At 68.7% G+C, this 15,240-nt stretch carries 15 protein-coding genes; 3 read left to right on the top strand and 12 right to left on the bottom strand.

Annotated features, from left to right (window positions below; all coding sequences use genetic code 11):
* Both G3N94_RS33630 and G3N94_RS33625 read right to left on the bottom strand, forming a co-directional pair.
* On the bottom strand, positions 1–157 hold a 157-nt coding region (locus G3N94_RS33630), incomplete at its 3' end, for a DUF3348 family protein (RefSeq protein WP_205798059.1).
* A gap of 294 nt (positions 158–451) precedes the next feature.
* Complete coding sequence (locus G3N94_RS33625) at positions 452–1,090, bottom strand: LysE family translocator (protein ID WP_205798052.1); 639 nt, start codon at positions 1,088–1,090, stop codon at positions 452–454.
* A gap of 271 nt (positions 1,091–1,361) precedes the next feature.
* Here G3N94_RS33625 and G3N94_RS33620 point away from each other — a divergent pair, with 271 nt between their 5' ends.
* Positions 1,362–2,741, top strand: coding sequence for an FAD-containing oxidoreductase (locus G3N94_RS33620; RefSeq protein ID WP_205798050.1), 1,380 nt, complete (start codon positions 1,362–1,364; stop codon positions 2,739–2,741).
* Positions 2,742–2,785: 44 nt separating this feature from the next.
* Here the strand turns inward: G3N94_RS33620 and G3N94_RS33615 are convergent, their stop codons facing one another.
* The 7 genes from G3N94_RS33615 to G3N94_RS33585 all read right to left on the bottom strand — a co-directional run bounded on the left by G3N94_RS33615 (position 2,786) and on the right by G3N94_RS33585 (position 11,001).
* Positions 2,786–4,120 (bottom strand): serine hydrolase domain-containing protein, encoded by a 1,335-nt coding sequence (locus G3N94_RS33615; RefSeq protein WP_205798048.1) that lies wholly within the window; start codon positions 4,118–4,120, stop codon positions 2,786–2,788.
* 49 nt (positions 4,121–4,169) lie between these two features.
* Entirely contained in the window at positions 4,170–4,544 is a 375-nt protein-coding gene (locus tag G3N94_RS33610) for a BON domain-containing protein (RefSeq protein ID WP_205798046.1), read from the bottom strand.
* A gap of 45 nt (positions 4,545–4,589) precedes the next feature.
* Complete coding sequence (locus G3N94_RS33605) at positions 4,590–5,648, bottom strand: porin (protein ID WP_205798044.1); 1,059 nt, start codon at positions 5,646–5,648, stop codon at positions 4,590–4,592.
* Positions 5,649–5,755: 107 nt separating this feature from the next.
* On the bottom strand, positions 5,756–7,057 hold the full coding sequence (locus G3N94_RS33600; protein WP_205798043.1) for an MFS transporter: 1,302 nt from the start codon (positions 7,055–7,057) through the stop codon (positions 5,756–5,758).
* Between the two features lie 54 nt (positions 7,058–7,111).
* On the bottom strand, positions 7,112–8,251 hold the full coding sequence (locus tag G3N94_RS33595; protein WP_205798040.1) for a CoA transferase: 1,140 nt from the start codon (positions 8,249–8,251) through the stop codon (positions 7,112–7,114).
* 3 nt (positions 8,252–8,254) lie between these two features.
* Positions 8,255–9,436: an acyl-CoA dehydrogenase family protein gene (locus G3N94_RS33590; RefSeq protein ID WP_205798039.1), complete on the bottom strand. Its 1,182-nt coding sequence runs from the start codon at positions 9,434–9,436 to the stop codon at positions 8,255–8,257.
* Between the two features lie 11 nt (positions 9,437–9,447).
* Positions 9,448–11,001 (bottom strand): AMP-binding protein, encoded by a 1,554-nt coding sequence (locus G3N94_RS33585; protein WP_205798037.1) that lies wholly within the window; start codon positions 10,999–11,001, stop codon positions 9,448–9,450.
* A gap of 101 nt (positions 11,002–11,102) precedes the next feature.
* Here G3N94_RS33585 and G3N94_RS33580 point away from each other — a divergent pair, with 101 nt between their 5' ends.
* Both G3N94_RS33580 and G3N94_RS33575 read left to right on the top strand, forming a co-directional pair.
* Positions 11,103–11,993 carry a LysR family transcriptional regulator gene (locus G3N94_RS33580; protein ID WP_205798035.1) on the top strand — a complete coding sequence of 297 codons (891 nt, stop codon included), beginning with the start codon at positions 11,103–11,105 and terminating at the stop codon, positions 11,991–11,993.
* Positions 11,994–12,031: 38 nt separating this feature from the next.
* The gene (locus tag G3N94_RS33575) at positions 12,032–12,550 is read left to right on the top strand and encodes a GNAT family N-acetyltransferase (RefSeq protein WP_241022217.1); all 519 of its coding nucleotides are present in this window, start codon (positions 12,032–12,034) and stop codon (positions 12,548–12,550) included.
* 22 nt (positions 12,551–12,572) lie between these two features.
* Here the strand turns inward: G3N94_RS33575 and G3N94_RS33570 are convergent, their stop codons facing one another.
* The 3 genes from G3N94_RS33570 to G3N94_RS33560 form a co-directional block, all read right to left on the bottom strand.
* The gene (locus G3N94_RS33570) at positions 12,573–13,070 is read right to left on the bottom strand and encodes an N-acetyltransferase (RefSeq protein ID WP_205798033.1); all 498 of its coding nucleotides are present in this window, start codon (positions 13,068–13,070) and stop codon (positions 12,573–12,575) included.
* Between the two features lie 86 nt (positions 13,071–13,156).
* Positions 13,157–14,773, bottom strand: coding sequence for an aldehyde dehydrogenase (NADP(+)) (locus G3N94_RS33565; protein WP_205798054.1), 1,617 nt, complete (start codon positions 14,771–14,773; stop codon positions 13,157–13,159).
* The coding region (locus G3N94_RS33560) for an amidohydrolase family protein (protein ID WP_205798031.1) at positions 14,773–15,240 on the bottom strand (468 nt) is incomplete at its 5' end. The genes G3N94_RS33560 and G3N94_RS33565, both read right to left, overlap by 1 nt.

Below are 15,240 nucleotides of genomic sequence, written 5' to 3'. Positions count from 1 at the left end.
CCGACGACAGCGTGATCGCGTCCGTCCAGCCGAGCCACTGGCTCAGCCGGTCCGCGAGCGTTTGCCGGGATTCGGGCACGTCGGCGTCCGCCATGCGCGCGAGCAGGCGAACGAGCGTCGGGCCGCTCAATGCCGTGCGCGGGGAAGCTTGCACCATGACTGCTACCGTCAAAAAAGGCAGCAGTTTACACGTCGGCGAGCGGTCGGCCGTCAGTTTGCGGTCGGCGGGCGGGATGCGAAACCGGCAGCGGCGGCGCGAACGCCCGCCGCACAAGGCCGGCAGCGCGATCGCGTGCGGCTGACGATCTGTCGGGGATATCGGATACGCAGGCGGCAGCCGCCGCGCGGACGGCGTAAAAGGCAGTGCGGCGGGCGTCGCCGGACTGCCTGCCTGCTTCAACGGCCACGGCCGCCGCCCGCGCGGCGAACGGCGGTCAGGGAGCCGGCGGGGTCAGATCCCGACTTTCGGGGCGGTCAAGATCAGCCGCACGCCGAGCGCCGTGATCGCGCCGGCCGCGATCCGGTCGACCCACTTCTTCGCGCGCAGGTACAGCTCGCGCGGCCGGCGGCTGGAAAAGCACAGCGCGACGATCGTGTACCAGCCGAACTCGACCGCGAACACGAGCGGCGGCAGCACGAGATAGCACCAGAGCGGCGGATGCTGCGGCAGCAGCGCGGCGAAGATGCTGCCGTACCAGATCGCCGTCTTCGGGTTGCTCAGCTGGGTCGTGAGGCCCGTCCAGAACGATTTGCGCGCGCTGCCGCCGGGCGCGGCCAGCGGGTCGTCGACCGCGATCGGTTGGCTCGCGCCGCGCCAGATCTTCGACGCCATGTAGATCAGGTACGCGCCGCCCGCGACCTTCAGGCCGATGTACAGCCACTCGACCGCCTGCAGCAGCGTATAGAGGCCGGCCAGCGCGATGCCGCCGAAGAAGATCCCGCCCGCGCCCATGCCGAGTGCGGTCGCGAGACCGTCGCGGCGCGACAGGCCGATCGAATTGCGCGCGACGAGCACGAAGCTCGGCCCGGGAATCATCGCGCCGAGCCACAGCGCGACCAGGATGCCGAACACGGCAGCTGAAGCGGTCATGGGAATCTCCTCCTGATAGCGGCCCCGTTCCGCCGGAGCCAATGCGTGATGTCTGAACGATCCGAACGGCGATTCTGGCATGCTTCCAGACGGACCGAAAGCTGCCGGCCCGCGACGGCACGCGAATGCCAGTCGCGCACGAAGCGGCCGTGATCGGCGGCCAACAGGTCTACCATAGCCAGTTGGCGCACCGTGAACGCGGCCCGGCAGGCGGGCACGCCGCGTGGCGCCGCGCGTTGCTCGCGACGCGCCCGCAGCGAAGGAGATGGCCATGACCCAACGCTTCGACGCGATCATCATCGGCACCGGGCAAGCCGGCCCGGCGCTCGCCGCGCGGCTGTCCGGCGCCGGCATGACGGTCGCCGTCATCGAACGGGGCCGCTTCGGCGGCACCTGCGTGAACACCGGCTGCATTCCGACCAAGACGCTGGTTGCCAGCGCGTATGCGGCTCATCTGGCGCGACGCGCCGGCGAGTACGGCGTGACGATCGGCGGGCCGGTCACGGTCGACATGAAGCAGGTGAAGGCGCGCATGGACCAGATCTCCGGCCGTTCCAGCCGCGGCGTCGAACAATGGGTGCGCGGGCTCGAGCGTGCGACGGTGTTCCAGGGTCACGCGCGCTTCGACAGCGCGCGCACGGTGCGGGTCGGTGACGCGCTGCTGGAGGCCGAGCGGATCTTCATCAACGTCGGCGGCCGCGCGCTGGTGCCGCCGATGCCGGGCCTCGACCAGGTCGCCTATCTGACCAACTCGACGATGATGGACGTCGACTTCCTGCCCGAACACCTGATCGTCGTCGGCGGCAGCTACATCGGGCTCGAGTTCGGCCAGATGTACCGGCGCTTCGGGTCGCGCGTGACGATCGTCGAGAAAGGCCCGCGCCTGATCCGCCGCGAGGACGAGGACGTGTCGCAGTCCGTGCGCGAGATCCTCGAGAACGAAGGGATCGATGTGCAGCTCGATGCGAACTGCCTGAGCGCGCGGCGCGACGGCGAGCGCGTCGTCGTCGGGCTCGATTGCACGACCGGCGCGCGTGAAGTCGCGGGCTCGCACCTGCTGCTCGCGGTCGGGCGCGTGCCGAATACCGACGATCTCGGAGTCGACCAGGCCGGCGTTGCGATCGATGCGCATGGCTACATCCCGGTGGACGAACAGTTGCGCACGAACGTCCCCGGCATCTGGGCGCTGGGCGACTGCAACGGCCGCGGTGCGTTCACGCATACGTCATACAACGATTACGAGATCGTCGCGGCCAATCTGCTCGACAACGATCCGCGCAAGGTGTCCGATCGCATCGTCGCGTATGCGCTGTTTACCGACCCGCCGCTCGGCCGCTGCGGCATGACGCAAACCGAGGCGATGCAGTCGGGGCGCCGGCTGATGGTCGGCACGCGCCCGATGACGCGCGTCGGACGCGCGGTGGAGAAAGGCGAGAGTCAGGGGTTCATGAAGGTGATCGTCGATGCGGATACGAAGGAGATTCTCGGCGCGTCGATTCTGGGTGTGACCGGTGATGAGGTCGTGCATTCGCTGCTCGACGTGATGTATGCGAAGGCGCCGTATACGACGATCAGCCGCGCGATGCATATTCATCCGACGGTGTCGGAGCTGGTGCCGACGTTGCTGCAGGATCTGCGTCCGGTTGCTTGAGCGCGGCCGCAGCATGCGCTCCAGCACGCTGCAATCACCGCGTGTCAACGCAGTTGCGCGACCAGCGCCCGCGCCACCTCGCTCAGCGCGTCGCCGCGTTCGAGCGCGGCGCGCGGGCGCGCCGACTCGCTTTGCCCGTCACGTGCGCGCGGCACGAAATCGCGTGACGACGAGAACTTGACGATCGTCAGCGCCCGCTTCGGATCGACGAGAATCGATTGCCCGAAGCGCCCCGCCGCGGCAAACGAGCCGTCGCCGTCGTTGAGCTGATACCAGTAGTCGCGATACGCGTAACCCTCCTTCCCCGGCACGACGTTGCCCTTCGCAAACAGCGCCGCGTTGTGCGCGGGACGCAGCGCCGCGCGGATCGCCGAAGCGGGGAGCGCGCCCGGCGCGCCGCCGAGGCCCGTGCGGACCCGTTCCGCAAATCGCGCCGCGTCGCGCAGCGTCGTGTACAGCCCGCCGCTCGCCATCGCCATCCCGTTGCGGTCGACCGCGACGTACGCATCGTCCTCCGCGAAATCCCGCCACAGCCACTTCTCGACGAGTTCGCTCCACGACTGCCCGGTCGCGCGCTGCATCGCCCATGCGACGGCCTCGGGCGAACCGTTCTGGTAGAACCACACGTCGCCCGGCGCGGCGTCGCGTGCCGGCTGCACCGTCTTCAGGAACGCGACGATGCTGTCCGGCGCGTCGGCGCGGCGCGGCAGCAGGCCGATCGCGCCGAACAGCCCGAGGTCGGGCGGCAGGCCCGGCGCATAGGTCATCGGCACTTCCATGTCGAGATTCTGCTGCAGCGTGGCCGTGCCGAACGGTGTACCTGCGAGCTCCGGCAACGCGTGCGACAGGGGCGCGTCTGCGTCCAGCGCGCCCGCTTCGATCAGCCGGGCGGCGACGAGGCCCGTCACGGACTTCGTCATCGATGCCCACGCATGCGGCTGGTCGGGCCGCAGGCCGTCGAAATACCGCTCATAGACGACCCGGCCGCGATGCACGACGATGAACCCGTCGGTGGCGGTGCGGCGCAGATAATCGTCGAGCGTCAGCGTCTCGCCGCCGATCGTGACCGGCAGCGTATCGAGGTTCGGCACCGGATCGACGGGCATAGGCAGCGGCGCCGCCGCATGCCGGATGCCGTCCGTGGGCGCGAGTCGCCGCGTGTTGCGCAGCGCCCAGCGCAGGTTCGCCGCCGTGAACGCATTGGCCTTGCTGACGACGCGCTCGGCAGGCGGCGGAAAGCCCTGCATCACATCGGCGCCGGCGGAATCGGCCGCCGCGCGGGCCGGGGTAGCGCCGAGCGCAAGCCCGCAGGCAAACAGCAGGCAAGCGGCGAACCGGCGTCCGGCCGTCGCCCGGTGCATCGTGGGTTGAATCTGCATGAAGGTGTTGTCTCGCAAGAAAACGGGCCGCGCCATGCGCGGCCCTCGGTCACAAAGGCTGATCGTCGACACGCAACTGGTTCGTCACCGCTACGACACCGTCGACGCGGCCTGCCACCGCAGCGGCGAGCGTCGCCTGGTTCGTGTCGGCGACCGAGCCGGCAAGCGTCACGTTGCCGTCGCGCACGCGCACGAGGATGCGTGTCGCGTTCAGGTCGCGGGTACGGGCGAGCGCAGCACTGACGCGACGCATCAGCTTGCGGTCAGCCGCCTTGCGCTGCTTCGGCGTGGGGTTCGCAGACGCCGCCTGGGCTGCGGACGCGGCCGACAGGCCCGGCTCGCCAGGCTGCGCGAGCGCAGGTGCGCCCGGGAAGGCCAGCACGCCGGCCAGCGCAAAGGAAAGAAGTGTGAATCGCATACGCATGATCGAATCGGACTCCGGATCGATGAATGATGGAAACGGCGTCGCTCAGAAGCGCGTCATCAGGCCGAGCGACACCCCCGTCGTTGCGCTTGCGCCGGGCCGAATCCCGAGTGCGGCAAGCGTCGCCGGATCGCGCATGTACGCGCCGGTGACGCCATTGCGATCGACCTCCACATACAGCTCGGTGCGCTTCGACAGGAAATACTGAACCGCTGCATAGGTCGTGAGCTTGTGGCCGTCGGCGCCCGTCACGTTGCCGAGATCGCGCGCCTTGTCGTAAAAGCCTGCAGCGGTCACCTGCACGAACGGCGTTGCCTGCACGACCACGCCGAACGACGGAATGTCGTCGCGGCGCGTCGGCGCGCCGCCCTTGCGCGCATCAACGACGAGCGACGCGTAGCTCAGATAGAAGCGCGCGCGACCGAGCTGCAGCGTGCCGCCGGCCTGGATCGTCTGTGCGGACTGCGTGCCGTCGGCGCTGTACGTCTTCGCATACGATGCGCCGCCGAGCACATTCAGGAATGCATACATCGCGGCCGCCGAGAAGTTCGTGCCCGCCCGCGTGTTGCCCGCGACGCCGCCCGGCGAATAGCTCGCGCCGTATCGCAGGCCGCCCGCCTGCCCGACATACTTGATCGTGTTGTTGAAGCGCGAATCGAGTGTGAAGAAGTTGCCGTCGAACAGCACGCCGGGTTCGACCGCAAGCGACTGCCCTCGCCCGCCCAGCGGATCGAGCGCGATGCCGAGGTCTTCCGCCGCATTGAACTGGCGCCCGAGCGTGATCCGGCCGAAAGCGCCGGACACGCCGACATAGGCGGCCTGCGAGAACAGCGTGCCGGCCGTTTTCAGCGCGCCCGTGCCGCTGTTGAACGCGCCGTCCAGCACGAACAGCGCCTTCATGCCGCCGCCGAGATCCTCGTTACCGCGAATGCCAAATTCGTTGCCGGAAATGATGTTGTTGTTGAAACCGACCTGACTGCCGCCGACCATCCCGTTCACCCATCGCACGCCACCGCCGATCCGGCCGAACAGCGTCACGCTCGACTGCGCGTGCGCCGCCCCCGTCAGCGCGCCGATCAGGGCCGCCACCACCACCTTCTTCATGCGTCTCCTCCTGCTTCGTTGAACTGCCTGTCTCCATCCATTACTTTGTATGACTGATTATTCTACTGGCTTCGTCCGATTCACCGCACTTGCACGTGCGATCTGCGCTAGCCGCGCGAGCCCTGCATCGCGGCCGTCGCGCGTTGCGACCCGCGCGCCATGCGCTCGCGCGAGCGTTGCGGATCGAGGCACCACGCGCCGAGCATGCCGCACGCGACGAGCACGATGCCGCAGACGACGCACGCCTGCTCGAAGCCGCGCGCGGTCGACGCGCCGGTCGCTTCGATCAGCATTCCCGTCACGACCGGTGCACCGAGACCGGCGAGCGACGCAAAGCCGTTGCTGAGCGCGAGCACGCCGCCGCGCTGCGCATCGGGCGTCACCTCGGCAAGCATCGCCGGGCCGATCGAATACATCGTCAGCGTCATCCCGCTGCCGACCGTCAGCAGCGCGAGCTTCGCCCCGCCCGGCAAGCCCGGCAGCACCATCGTCGCAAGCATCAGGCCGGCCGCGGCAAGCGTCGCCGCGACGAACGTGCCGCGCCCGTGCCGCGACGGCATGCCGCGCGCGAGCAGGTGTTGAGAAAACCATGCGAACGCGAGGCTCAGCGGCGACGTCGTCGCGACGAACAGCGCAAACATCCGGCCTGCCGCATGCGGTCCGTAACCGAGACCAAGCTGCAGATAGGTCGGCATCCACGTGAGCGTCATCGCGAGAATCCAGTTCGCCGCGAAGTGCCCGAGGAAATTGCCGATCACCGTGCGGTCGGTCAGCAGCAGCCCGTACGGCACCCGCTCGCCACCGCCTGCGTCGACCGCGCGCACGTGCGTGCCCTCGGCGCCGCACAGTGCCCACACGACGCACCAGGCCGCGCCGAGCAACGCAAGCACCGCGAAATTCGCACGCCAGCCCCAATGCGTGGTGACGACCGGCATTGCGAGCCCCGCGATCAGCAGGCCGAGCGCGCTGCCCTGGTGCAGCAGCGCGACCGGCAGGTTGCGGTGCGCGTCCGGAAACCACTTGTAGACCGCGTGTGTCGCAACCGGCGATGCGGGGCCTTCACCGATGCCGAGCAACACGCGGCACGCGATCACGACCCAGATCGAACCGGCGACCAGCATCGGCAACTGCAGCGCGGCCCATGCGGCAGCCATCCCGAACAGCAGCCATTTCGCGGGCCAGCGGTTCGCCGCGAGCCCGCCCGCGACTGCCGCGATCGCGAACAGCCAGTTGAGGCTGCCGCCGATCAGGCCGAACTGCGTCGGGCTCAAATGCAGGTCGCGCATCATCGGCACCGACACGAGCCCGAGCACGACCTTGTCGAGGAAATTCACGAGCATCATCAGCGCGAGCATGATCGCGATCGACCATGCCCGCCACGGACGGTATTGCGCGCCGTCTGTCGTCATCGCTGTCTCCAGTGTTGTTGTCTTGCGTGTTGTTGTGTTGCTGTATCGCGCCAGTCAGTCGCCATGCTCGCCGAGCGCGGGCACGCGATCGGCGCCGTCGGGCAGCCCCAGCGAGAACTTCACCGGGAAGCGCACCGCGAGCGCACCGCCAGGCACCACGCGCACAACGCCGCGCGCCTGCACATGCGGATCGGCAAACAGCTCGTCGGCATCCGGCAACGGCGATACCGGCAGGTCGCACGCGCGCAGCATGCGCATCCATTCGGCCAGCGTTCGACTCGCGAAGACCGAGCGCAGCAGCGCGCCGACCTCGTGCTTGTGCCGCTGCCGCCCCGTGCGCCGCTCGAAGCGCGGATCGCGCAGTTCGGGATACGCGCCGCCGAGCGCATCGGCGAGCGTCGCCCAGAACTTGTCTTCGAGAATGCCGAGCGCGAGGTGCCGCCCGTCCGCGGTCTCGAACAGGTCGTTGTCGGGCATCACCCACGGTGCGTCGCCGGGCGCCACGCGATGCGCGCGCGACGCCCAGGCCGCCGGCGCGGTCCACGCGAGCACCGTATCGTGAATCGACACGTCGAGATGCTGGCCGCGCCCGCTCGCGCGCGCGCTCATCACCGCGACCGACAGCGCAAGCGCCGCGTGCAACGCGGCCGAGTAGTCGGCGAGCCGCACGCGCGGTCGCGCGACCGCGTCATCGAGCTGCGCGGGAATCGCCCAGTAGCCGGCCTCCGCAAGAAAGTTCAGGTCGTGGCCGGGACGCGCGGCGTTCGGGCCGTCCTGCCCGTAGCCCGAGATCGAGCACAGCACGATGCGCGGATTGGCGTGCGCGAGCACGTCGTAGCCGAGCCCGAGCCGCGCCATCACGCCGGGCCGGAAGCCTTCGACGACCGCGTCGGCCTCGCGCACGAGTTCGAGAAACCGCTCGCGATCCGCCGCCGCCTTCAGGTCCAGCGCGACCGAACGCTTGCCGCGATTGAACTGCGCGAACACGGCGTCGCCGAGCAGCCGCGACGGATCGCCCGTACCCGGCGGCTCGACTTTGACGACGTCAGCGCCGAGCTGGCGCATCAGCGCGCACGCATGCGGCCCGGGCAGCAGCTGGCTGACGTCGACGATCGTCACGCCGTTCAGGCACGACCACGACGGCTTCCCGCCGTCCGACACCGACGTGTCCTGAGGCTCCGGACGAGTCGTCATGGGTCACGCTCCCGCGCCCGAAGGCTCGAGGATCGCCTTCGCGATCGTGTTGCGCTGGATCTCGCTCGTACCAGTCAGGATCCGGAACATCCGCAGCTTGCGGAACGTCTGTTCGACCGGATGATGCCGCGTCACGCCGACGTTGCCGTGAATCTGCACGGCCTTGTCCGCGACCTCGAAGCAGCGCTCCGACACGAACAGCTTGCATGCGGAAGCCGCCATCCGCAGGTCGGCGCCCGCATCGGCCAGCGCGGCCGTGTGCGCAATCATGCTCTCGCACGCCCACAGCGCGGCGGCCATGTCGGCGAGCATGTGCTGGATCGCCTGGAAGCGCGCGATCGGCCCGCCAAACTGCCGGCGCGTGCGCGCATAGACGAGCGACGCTTCGTATGCGGACATCGCGAGGCCGAGCATCGTCGGGCAATGCAGCAACCGGTTTACGTTGATCCGCGACATACCGAGCCGGAAGCCGTTGCCGATGCCGCCGAACACGTTCTCGCGCGGCACGCGCACGTCGGTGAAGCGGATGTCCGCGTCGATGTGCTGGCCCGACATCGGCACGTACTCGTGCTCGACGGTCACGCCGGCCAAGTCGAGATCGACCAGCACCGCCGTGATCTGCGGCGGCGTCGCGGACGCATCGGTCACGCACATCACGATCGCGAAATCGGCGAACGGTGCGCCGCTGATGTAATGCTTGGTGCCGTTCACGACGAGCGTGTCGCCGTCCTCGACCGCGGTCGTGCGGATGCTCATCGCATCCGAGCCCGAGTGCGGTTCGGTCAGCGCGAAGCAGGTCGATCGGTCGCCGCGCATCACCGGCTTGAAATACCGCTCAAGCTGATCGGGCGTCGCATGCTTCAGCATGTTGCCGATGCGCGGCGGCCCGCCCAGCTCGCCGAGCACGTGCGGCGCGAGCGCCGCGCCCGACGCGGCAAGGTCGGCTTTCAGCGCGCACTGCTCGACAATCGACAGCCCCTTGCCGCCGATCGCGGCGGGCAGGCTCGCGGTATAGAAGCCGAGTTCGGCGGAGCGCCGCCACACGCGGCGCAGCACGTCGCGCGGCCAGACATCTTCCGAGCCGAGACCAAGCTCGCGCTCGATTGGCCGCAATTCCTCGTCGACGAAGCGGCGTACGGCCGCGCGCAGCGCCACGAAATCCGGACGGTTCAGGTGATCGAACATGGTTAGCCTCTTCAGTTCACGCGCCGTGCGGCGCCATGCCAGTACTGTTCGCGCACGAGCTTGCGGGCGATCTTGCCGCTCGCGTTCTTCGGCAGGTCCGCGACGAAATCGACGGTGCGCGGCAGCTTGTAGTCGGCAAGCAGCGCGCGGCAATGCGCGACGAGCGTGTCGGCCTGCGCGCTGCGCCCCGGCTTCAGCACGATCACCGCCTTGACCGCCTCGCCCCATTTGTCGTCGGGCACGCCGACGACGCACGCTTCGAGCACGTCGTCGTGCCGGTACAGCGTCGCCTCGACTTCGGTCGGATAGACGTTGAAGCCACCCGAGATGATCATGTCGTTCTTGCGGTCGACGAGGTAGATGAAGCCGTCGCGATCGGTGCGCGCGAGATCGCCCGTATGCAGCCAGCCGTCGACCAGTACCTCGCGCGTCAGCTCGGGCGCACCCCAGTAACCCTGGAACACGTCCGCGCCACGAATCACGATCTCGCCGATCTCGTCGCATTCCACTTCGTGACCTTCGGCGTCGACCACACGCACCTCGGTTTCGCCGAACGGCCGGCCGCACGATGCGAGCCTTTCATGACAATGCAGCAGCGCATGCGCGTGATCGGCGATGCCGAGACGCGTGACGCCCGACGTCGACTCGCTCGCGCCGTAGCCCTGCGACAGCACGGGGCCGATGCGCACCCACGCTTCCTCGATGCGCGCCGGCGCCATCGGCGCCGCGCCGTAGCCGAGCACCTTCAGGCTGCGCAGGTCGGCGTAGGCGAGGTCCGGCTCGTTCAGCACCATGTTGATCATTGCCGGCACCATGAACGTGTGCGTGATGCGCAAGCGCGCGACTTCGGCAAGAAAGTGCGCGGGATCGAACGCGTCGAACAGCACGAGCGTCGCGCCGCAGAACAGGTAAGGCTGCATCAGCATCCCGGACGCATGCGTGATCGGCCCGATCAGCGCGAGCCGGTCGCCCGGGCGCACCGGGCGGTCCATCCCGAGCACGATCTTGCGCAGCGACGCGAGCCGGTTGCCGTAGCTCTGCATCGCCGCCTTGATGCGGCCCGTCGAGCCCGACGAGAAATGCAGCACCGCGAGATCGTCGGGCGCGGGCGTGTAGTCGGGCGCAGCAGCGCTCGCCTGCGCGAGCAGCGTTTCATAGTCGCGGTAGCCGTTCGCTTCGGCGTCGAGCGCAATGAACCGCTCGACCGACGCGAAACCCGGCGTATCGGGCGTGTAGTGCGTATAGCCACGCCCGCCGATGAACGCGACCGGCGTGCAGTTGCCGACGACGTCCGACGCCTCGGCCGCCGTGAAGCGCGGATTCAGCGCGGCCTTCACGAGGCCCGCCTTGTACAGCGCGCACTCGATCTCGACCAGCTCGATGCAGTTGCGCGCCTGCACGGCAATTCGCGCGCCGGGTGCGAAGCCGAGGCCGCGCAATGCATTCGCGAGCCGCGACGAGCGTTCGTCGAGCTGACGGTAGGTGATAACGCGGTCTCGATGAATCACGGCGGGCTGATCGCCCCAGTAGCGGGCCGCGCGCCGCAGGAAATAGGCAAAGCTCAATCGGGTTCTCCGTAGTCCAGCAGTGCCATCAGTCTGTAAGATGGGGGGCATCACCACAATGCAGTAATGGCTATAAAGTCATAACCAAGAGGAATCCCCAGATGGATACGCGCGATCTCGACTATCTGCTGGCGGTGGAACGCCACGGCAGCATCGGCAAGGCGGCCGACGCGCTGGGCCTGAGCCAGCCCGCGCTGACGAAGGCGATGCAGCGGATCGAGGCACAGGTCGGCGTGACGCTGTTCGACCGGACCGCGAACGGCATGACGCCCACGCCGGCCGGCGCGCAGTTCATCGCGCGTGCGCGGCGCATTGCGCTGGAGTTCGACGATGCGATGAAGGAGATGCGAGCGATCAGCGGCGGCGAGCAGGGGCTCGTGCGGATCGGCTATTCGCCGACCTTGCCGAATGCGCTCGTGCTCGGCGCGTGCCGGCAGTTGATCCGCGAGCGGCCGGCCGCGCGGCTGCGGCTGCGGCGACGGCTCGCGCGCGAGCTGTTCGACCTGCTGGCCGCTGGCGAGCTCGATCTGGTCGTCGCACCGGAACCGCAGCATGCACGCGACGCGGTCACGGTCGTCGAGCTGTTCCGCGACCGGCTCTCGGTGCTCGCGGACGACCGGCATCCGCTGCAGCGCAGGCGCGGCCTCACGCTTGCCGATCTGGCCGAACAGGAATGGCTGCTGCCCGAAACGACGATCACGGTGCGCCGGCAGATCGACGACGCATTCCGCGCACGCAAGCTCGCCGCGCCGCGCCTGCGCGTCGAGACGGATTTCGGCAGCACTGCGCTGATCCAGCTATTGCACGACACGCAATTGCTGTGCGTCGGCGGCACCGAGGCACTCGACATGCTGACGGGGGTACGCGCGCTGGACCTCCGGCCTGGCGAGCTGGAGCTGGACCGGTGCATCGGTGCGATTCACCGCGCGGATGCGTACGTGTCGCCGCTCGCGCAGCGGATGATCGCGCTGCTGCAGGAGCGGGTGAAGTAGCGGCATTCGCATCCGGTGGATGCTTTGGTCACTGCGTGATGCCGCGTGATGCCGGGTGCGGCAGCGGAGGCTGCTGCCGCGTTCGGCTAGAATTCACAGCTTTCACGCTAATTACAACAACGAAGATGACGATCCGAGACCGCAACCCCGAAGACAATCCCGCGCTGCTGGACATCTGGCACCGCGCCGTGCAGGCCACGCACGCCTTCCTCACCAAACAGGACATCGCCGAGCTTTACCCGCAGGTTCGCGATCTTTATCTGCCGAGCGTCACGGTATGGGTCGCCGAAGCCGGCGACGGCCGCATCGCCGGTTTCATCGGCACGAACGACGCGCAGGTCGAGATGCTGTTCGTCGATCCCGACCGGTTCGGCCAGCGCACCGGCACGCGCCTGCTCGATCATGTCCGCGCAAATCATGCGCACCTGACGGTCGACGTCAACGAGCAGAACCCGGGCGCACATGCGTTCTATCGCGGCTATGGTTTTAGGGACGTCGGCCGCTCGGCGACGGATTCCGCCGGCAGGCCGTTTCCGCTGATTCATATGGCGTATTGATTCGTCGGCGACCGGCGCAGCGTTACGCCCCCTCCCCCAGCCACTTGTACATCACGAGACAATCGACGAAGCCGAGCCGCGCGTGCCGATACGCGCGCGGCAGGCGCCCGACGATCTCGAACCCGAGCTTCTGCCACAGCGCGACCGCGGCTTCGTTCGTCGCGACCACCGAATTGAACTGCATCGCGAGGAAGCCGCGCTCGCGCGCGACCTGCTGCGAGTGTTCGCACATCCGGCGCGCGACGCCGCGGCCGCGCGCGGCCTCGCCGACCATGTAGCCGCAGTTGCTCACGTGGCTGCCGGGTCCCGCCGCATTCGCCTTCAGGTAGTACGAGCCGAGCAGTTCGCCGTCCTCTTCCGCGACCCACGTGCAAAGCGGCGCTTCGAGCCACAGCTTGCGTGCAGCCTCCTCGGTCGGCGCGGGGTCGAACGCGTAGGTTTCCTGCGCGGCCACCACTGCGCGGTAAATGGGCCAGAAGTCCGAGAAATCGGCTTCGGTCATCGGGCGAATCGTGAGCATGCGGATCCTTGCGAGTGAGGAGAGAGTCATAGAAACGCAGTCGATTCTAGACCCGGTTCGCGTTCGCCGCCTGCGATGACCGCCGCTCAATCCTTGCCGAACTGGCCATCCTTCAACCGCCACACCGCGAGCGGATTCCCGTCCTGCAACGCGTCCGGCAGCAACTCGTGCGGCAGCGCCTGATAGCACACCGGCCGCAGGAACCGTTCGATCGCGAGCGTGCCCACCGACGTCGTGCGCGAATCGGACGTCGCCGGGAACGGCCCGCCATGCACCATCGCGTGCGCAACCTCGACGCCGGTCGGATAGCCGTTCGCGAGAATGCGCCCGGCCTTGCGTTCGAGCGTCGGCAGCAGCCGCTGCGCGAGCGCGTGATCGCCGGCTTCGAGATGCAGCGTCGCGGTCAGTTGGCCTTCGACATGCTCGGCAAGATCGATCATCTGGTCGACATCGCGGCACGTGACGATCAGCGACGTCGGCCCGAAGATCTCGTCCTCGAGCGCGGCGTTCGAGACGAATGCAGACTGCGTCGTCGCGAACAGCGCGGGCAGCGCCGCCGCCTGCGCATCCGCCTCCGCGCCCGCCTGCGCCCCCGTCCGTGCCCCCGTCTTTGCCCCATGCGCAACCACGCTCACGCCGTCCGCTGCCGCCCGCTGCGCGACGCCGCGCTCATAGGCCGCCGCAATCCCCGCCGTCAGCATCGTCTGCGCGCCCTTCTGCCCGAGCGCCTGTGAAGCGGCATCGATGAACGCCTGCGTATCTGGCCCGTCGAGCACGACGACGAGCCCCGGATTCGTGCAGAACTGACCGACGCCGAGCGTCAGCGATTCGACGAAGCCGCGCGCGATCTCGCCGCCGCGCGCCGCGAGCGCGCCGGGCAGCACGAAGAACGGGTTGATGCTGCTCATCTCCGCATAAACCGGAATCGGCTCGCGGCGCTGCGCGGCGATCTTCATTAGCGCCAAGCCACCGCCGCGCGAGCCGGTGAAGCCGACCGCCTTGATCGCCGGATGCGCGACGAGCGCCTCGCCGATCGCGTTGCCCGCGCCGATCACGAGCGAGAACACGCCTTCCGGCAGCCTGCAGGCGGCGACCGCCTGCTGGATCGCGCGCCCCACCAGTTCCGACGTGCCGAGGTGCGCGGGGTGCGCCTTCACGACGACCGGGCAGCCGGCCGCGAACGCCGACGCCGTATCGCCGCCCGCGACCGAGAACGCGAGCGGGAAGTTGCTCGCGCCGAACACGGCGACCGGGCCGACCGGAATCTTCCGCAGGCGCAGGTCGGGCCGCGGCAACGGCTGACGGTCGGGCTGCGCGGAATCGAGCGTCGCGCCGAGCCAGCGGCCGTCGCGCACGAGTGCCGCGAACAGCTTTAGCTGGCCGACCGTGCGCGCGCGCTCGCCTTCGAGCCGCGCGACGGGCAGCGCCGTCTCCTGATGCGCACGCGTGATCAGCGCATCGCCGAGCGCGACGAGGTTGTCGGCAATCGTGTCGAGAAAACGCGCGCGCACGTCGAGCGGCATCGCGCGAAACGGATCGAACGCGGCCGCCGCCAGCGTGCACGCGCGCGCCACGTCAGCCGCATCGCCCGCGCCGTACTGAGGCTCCAATTCGACGCCGCGCGCGGGGTCGAACGCGCGTAGCGTTCCTGCGCTGCCGCGCACCGCTGCGCCGCCGATCAACATCTCTCCAGTGATGTGCATCATCCACCTGCCTGCTTGCGTGATTCGTTGAGGTCGATCCGGTAGATCCGGACCGCGTTGTCGTGCCAGATCGCGCGGCGCGCCGCGTCGTCGAGATCCGCGATCGCCGCGGCAAAGGTCTGCAGCAGCGCCGGATACGTGACCCGCAATCCCGCCACCGGGAAATTGCTCGCGAACAGGCAGCGCTCCCACCCGAATATCGCGATCGCGTCGCGAATCAGCCGCTGGTTCTCTGCGTCGTTCCACGCGGCGTCGCGCAAGCCGAATTCAGATAGCTTCACCGACACGCGCGGTAACGCGGCGAGCGCTTCCATCCCGCGCCGCCAGCGCGCGAGCCCCGCATCCGAGCGGTCCCACGGCAGCCCCGCGTGTTCGAGCACCACGTCGACGCCGGGTGCGTCCGCGAGCAGTGCGGCCGCGTCGCCGAGATGCCAGAACGGCACCCGCAGATCCCAGCATAGGCCGTA

The organism is Burkholderia sp. Ac-20353 (assembly GCF_017104785.1).
Lineage (GTDB): Bacteria > Pseudomonadota > Gammaproteobacteria > Burkholderiales > Burkholderiaceae > Burkholderia.
Note: the sequence above shows the minus strand (reverse complement) of the source record. Positions and strands in the feature narration are given on the sequence as shown.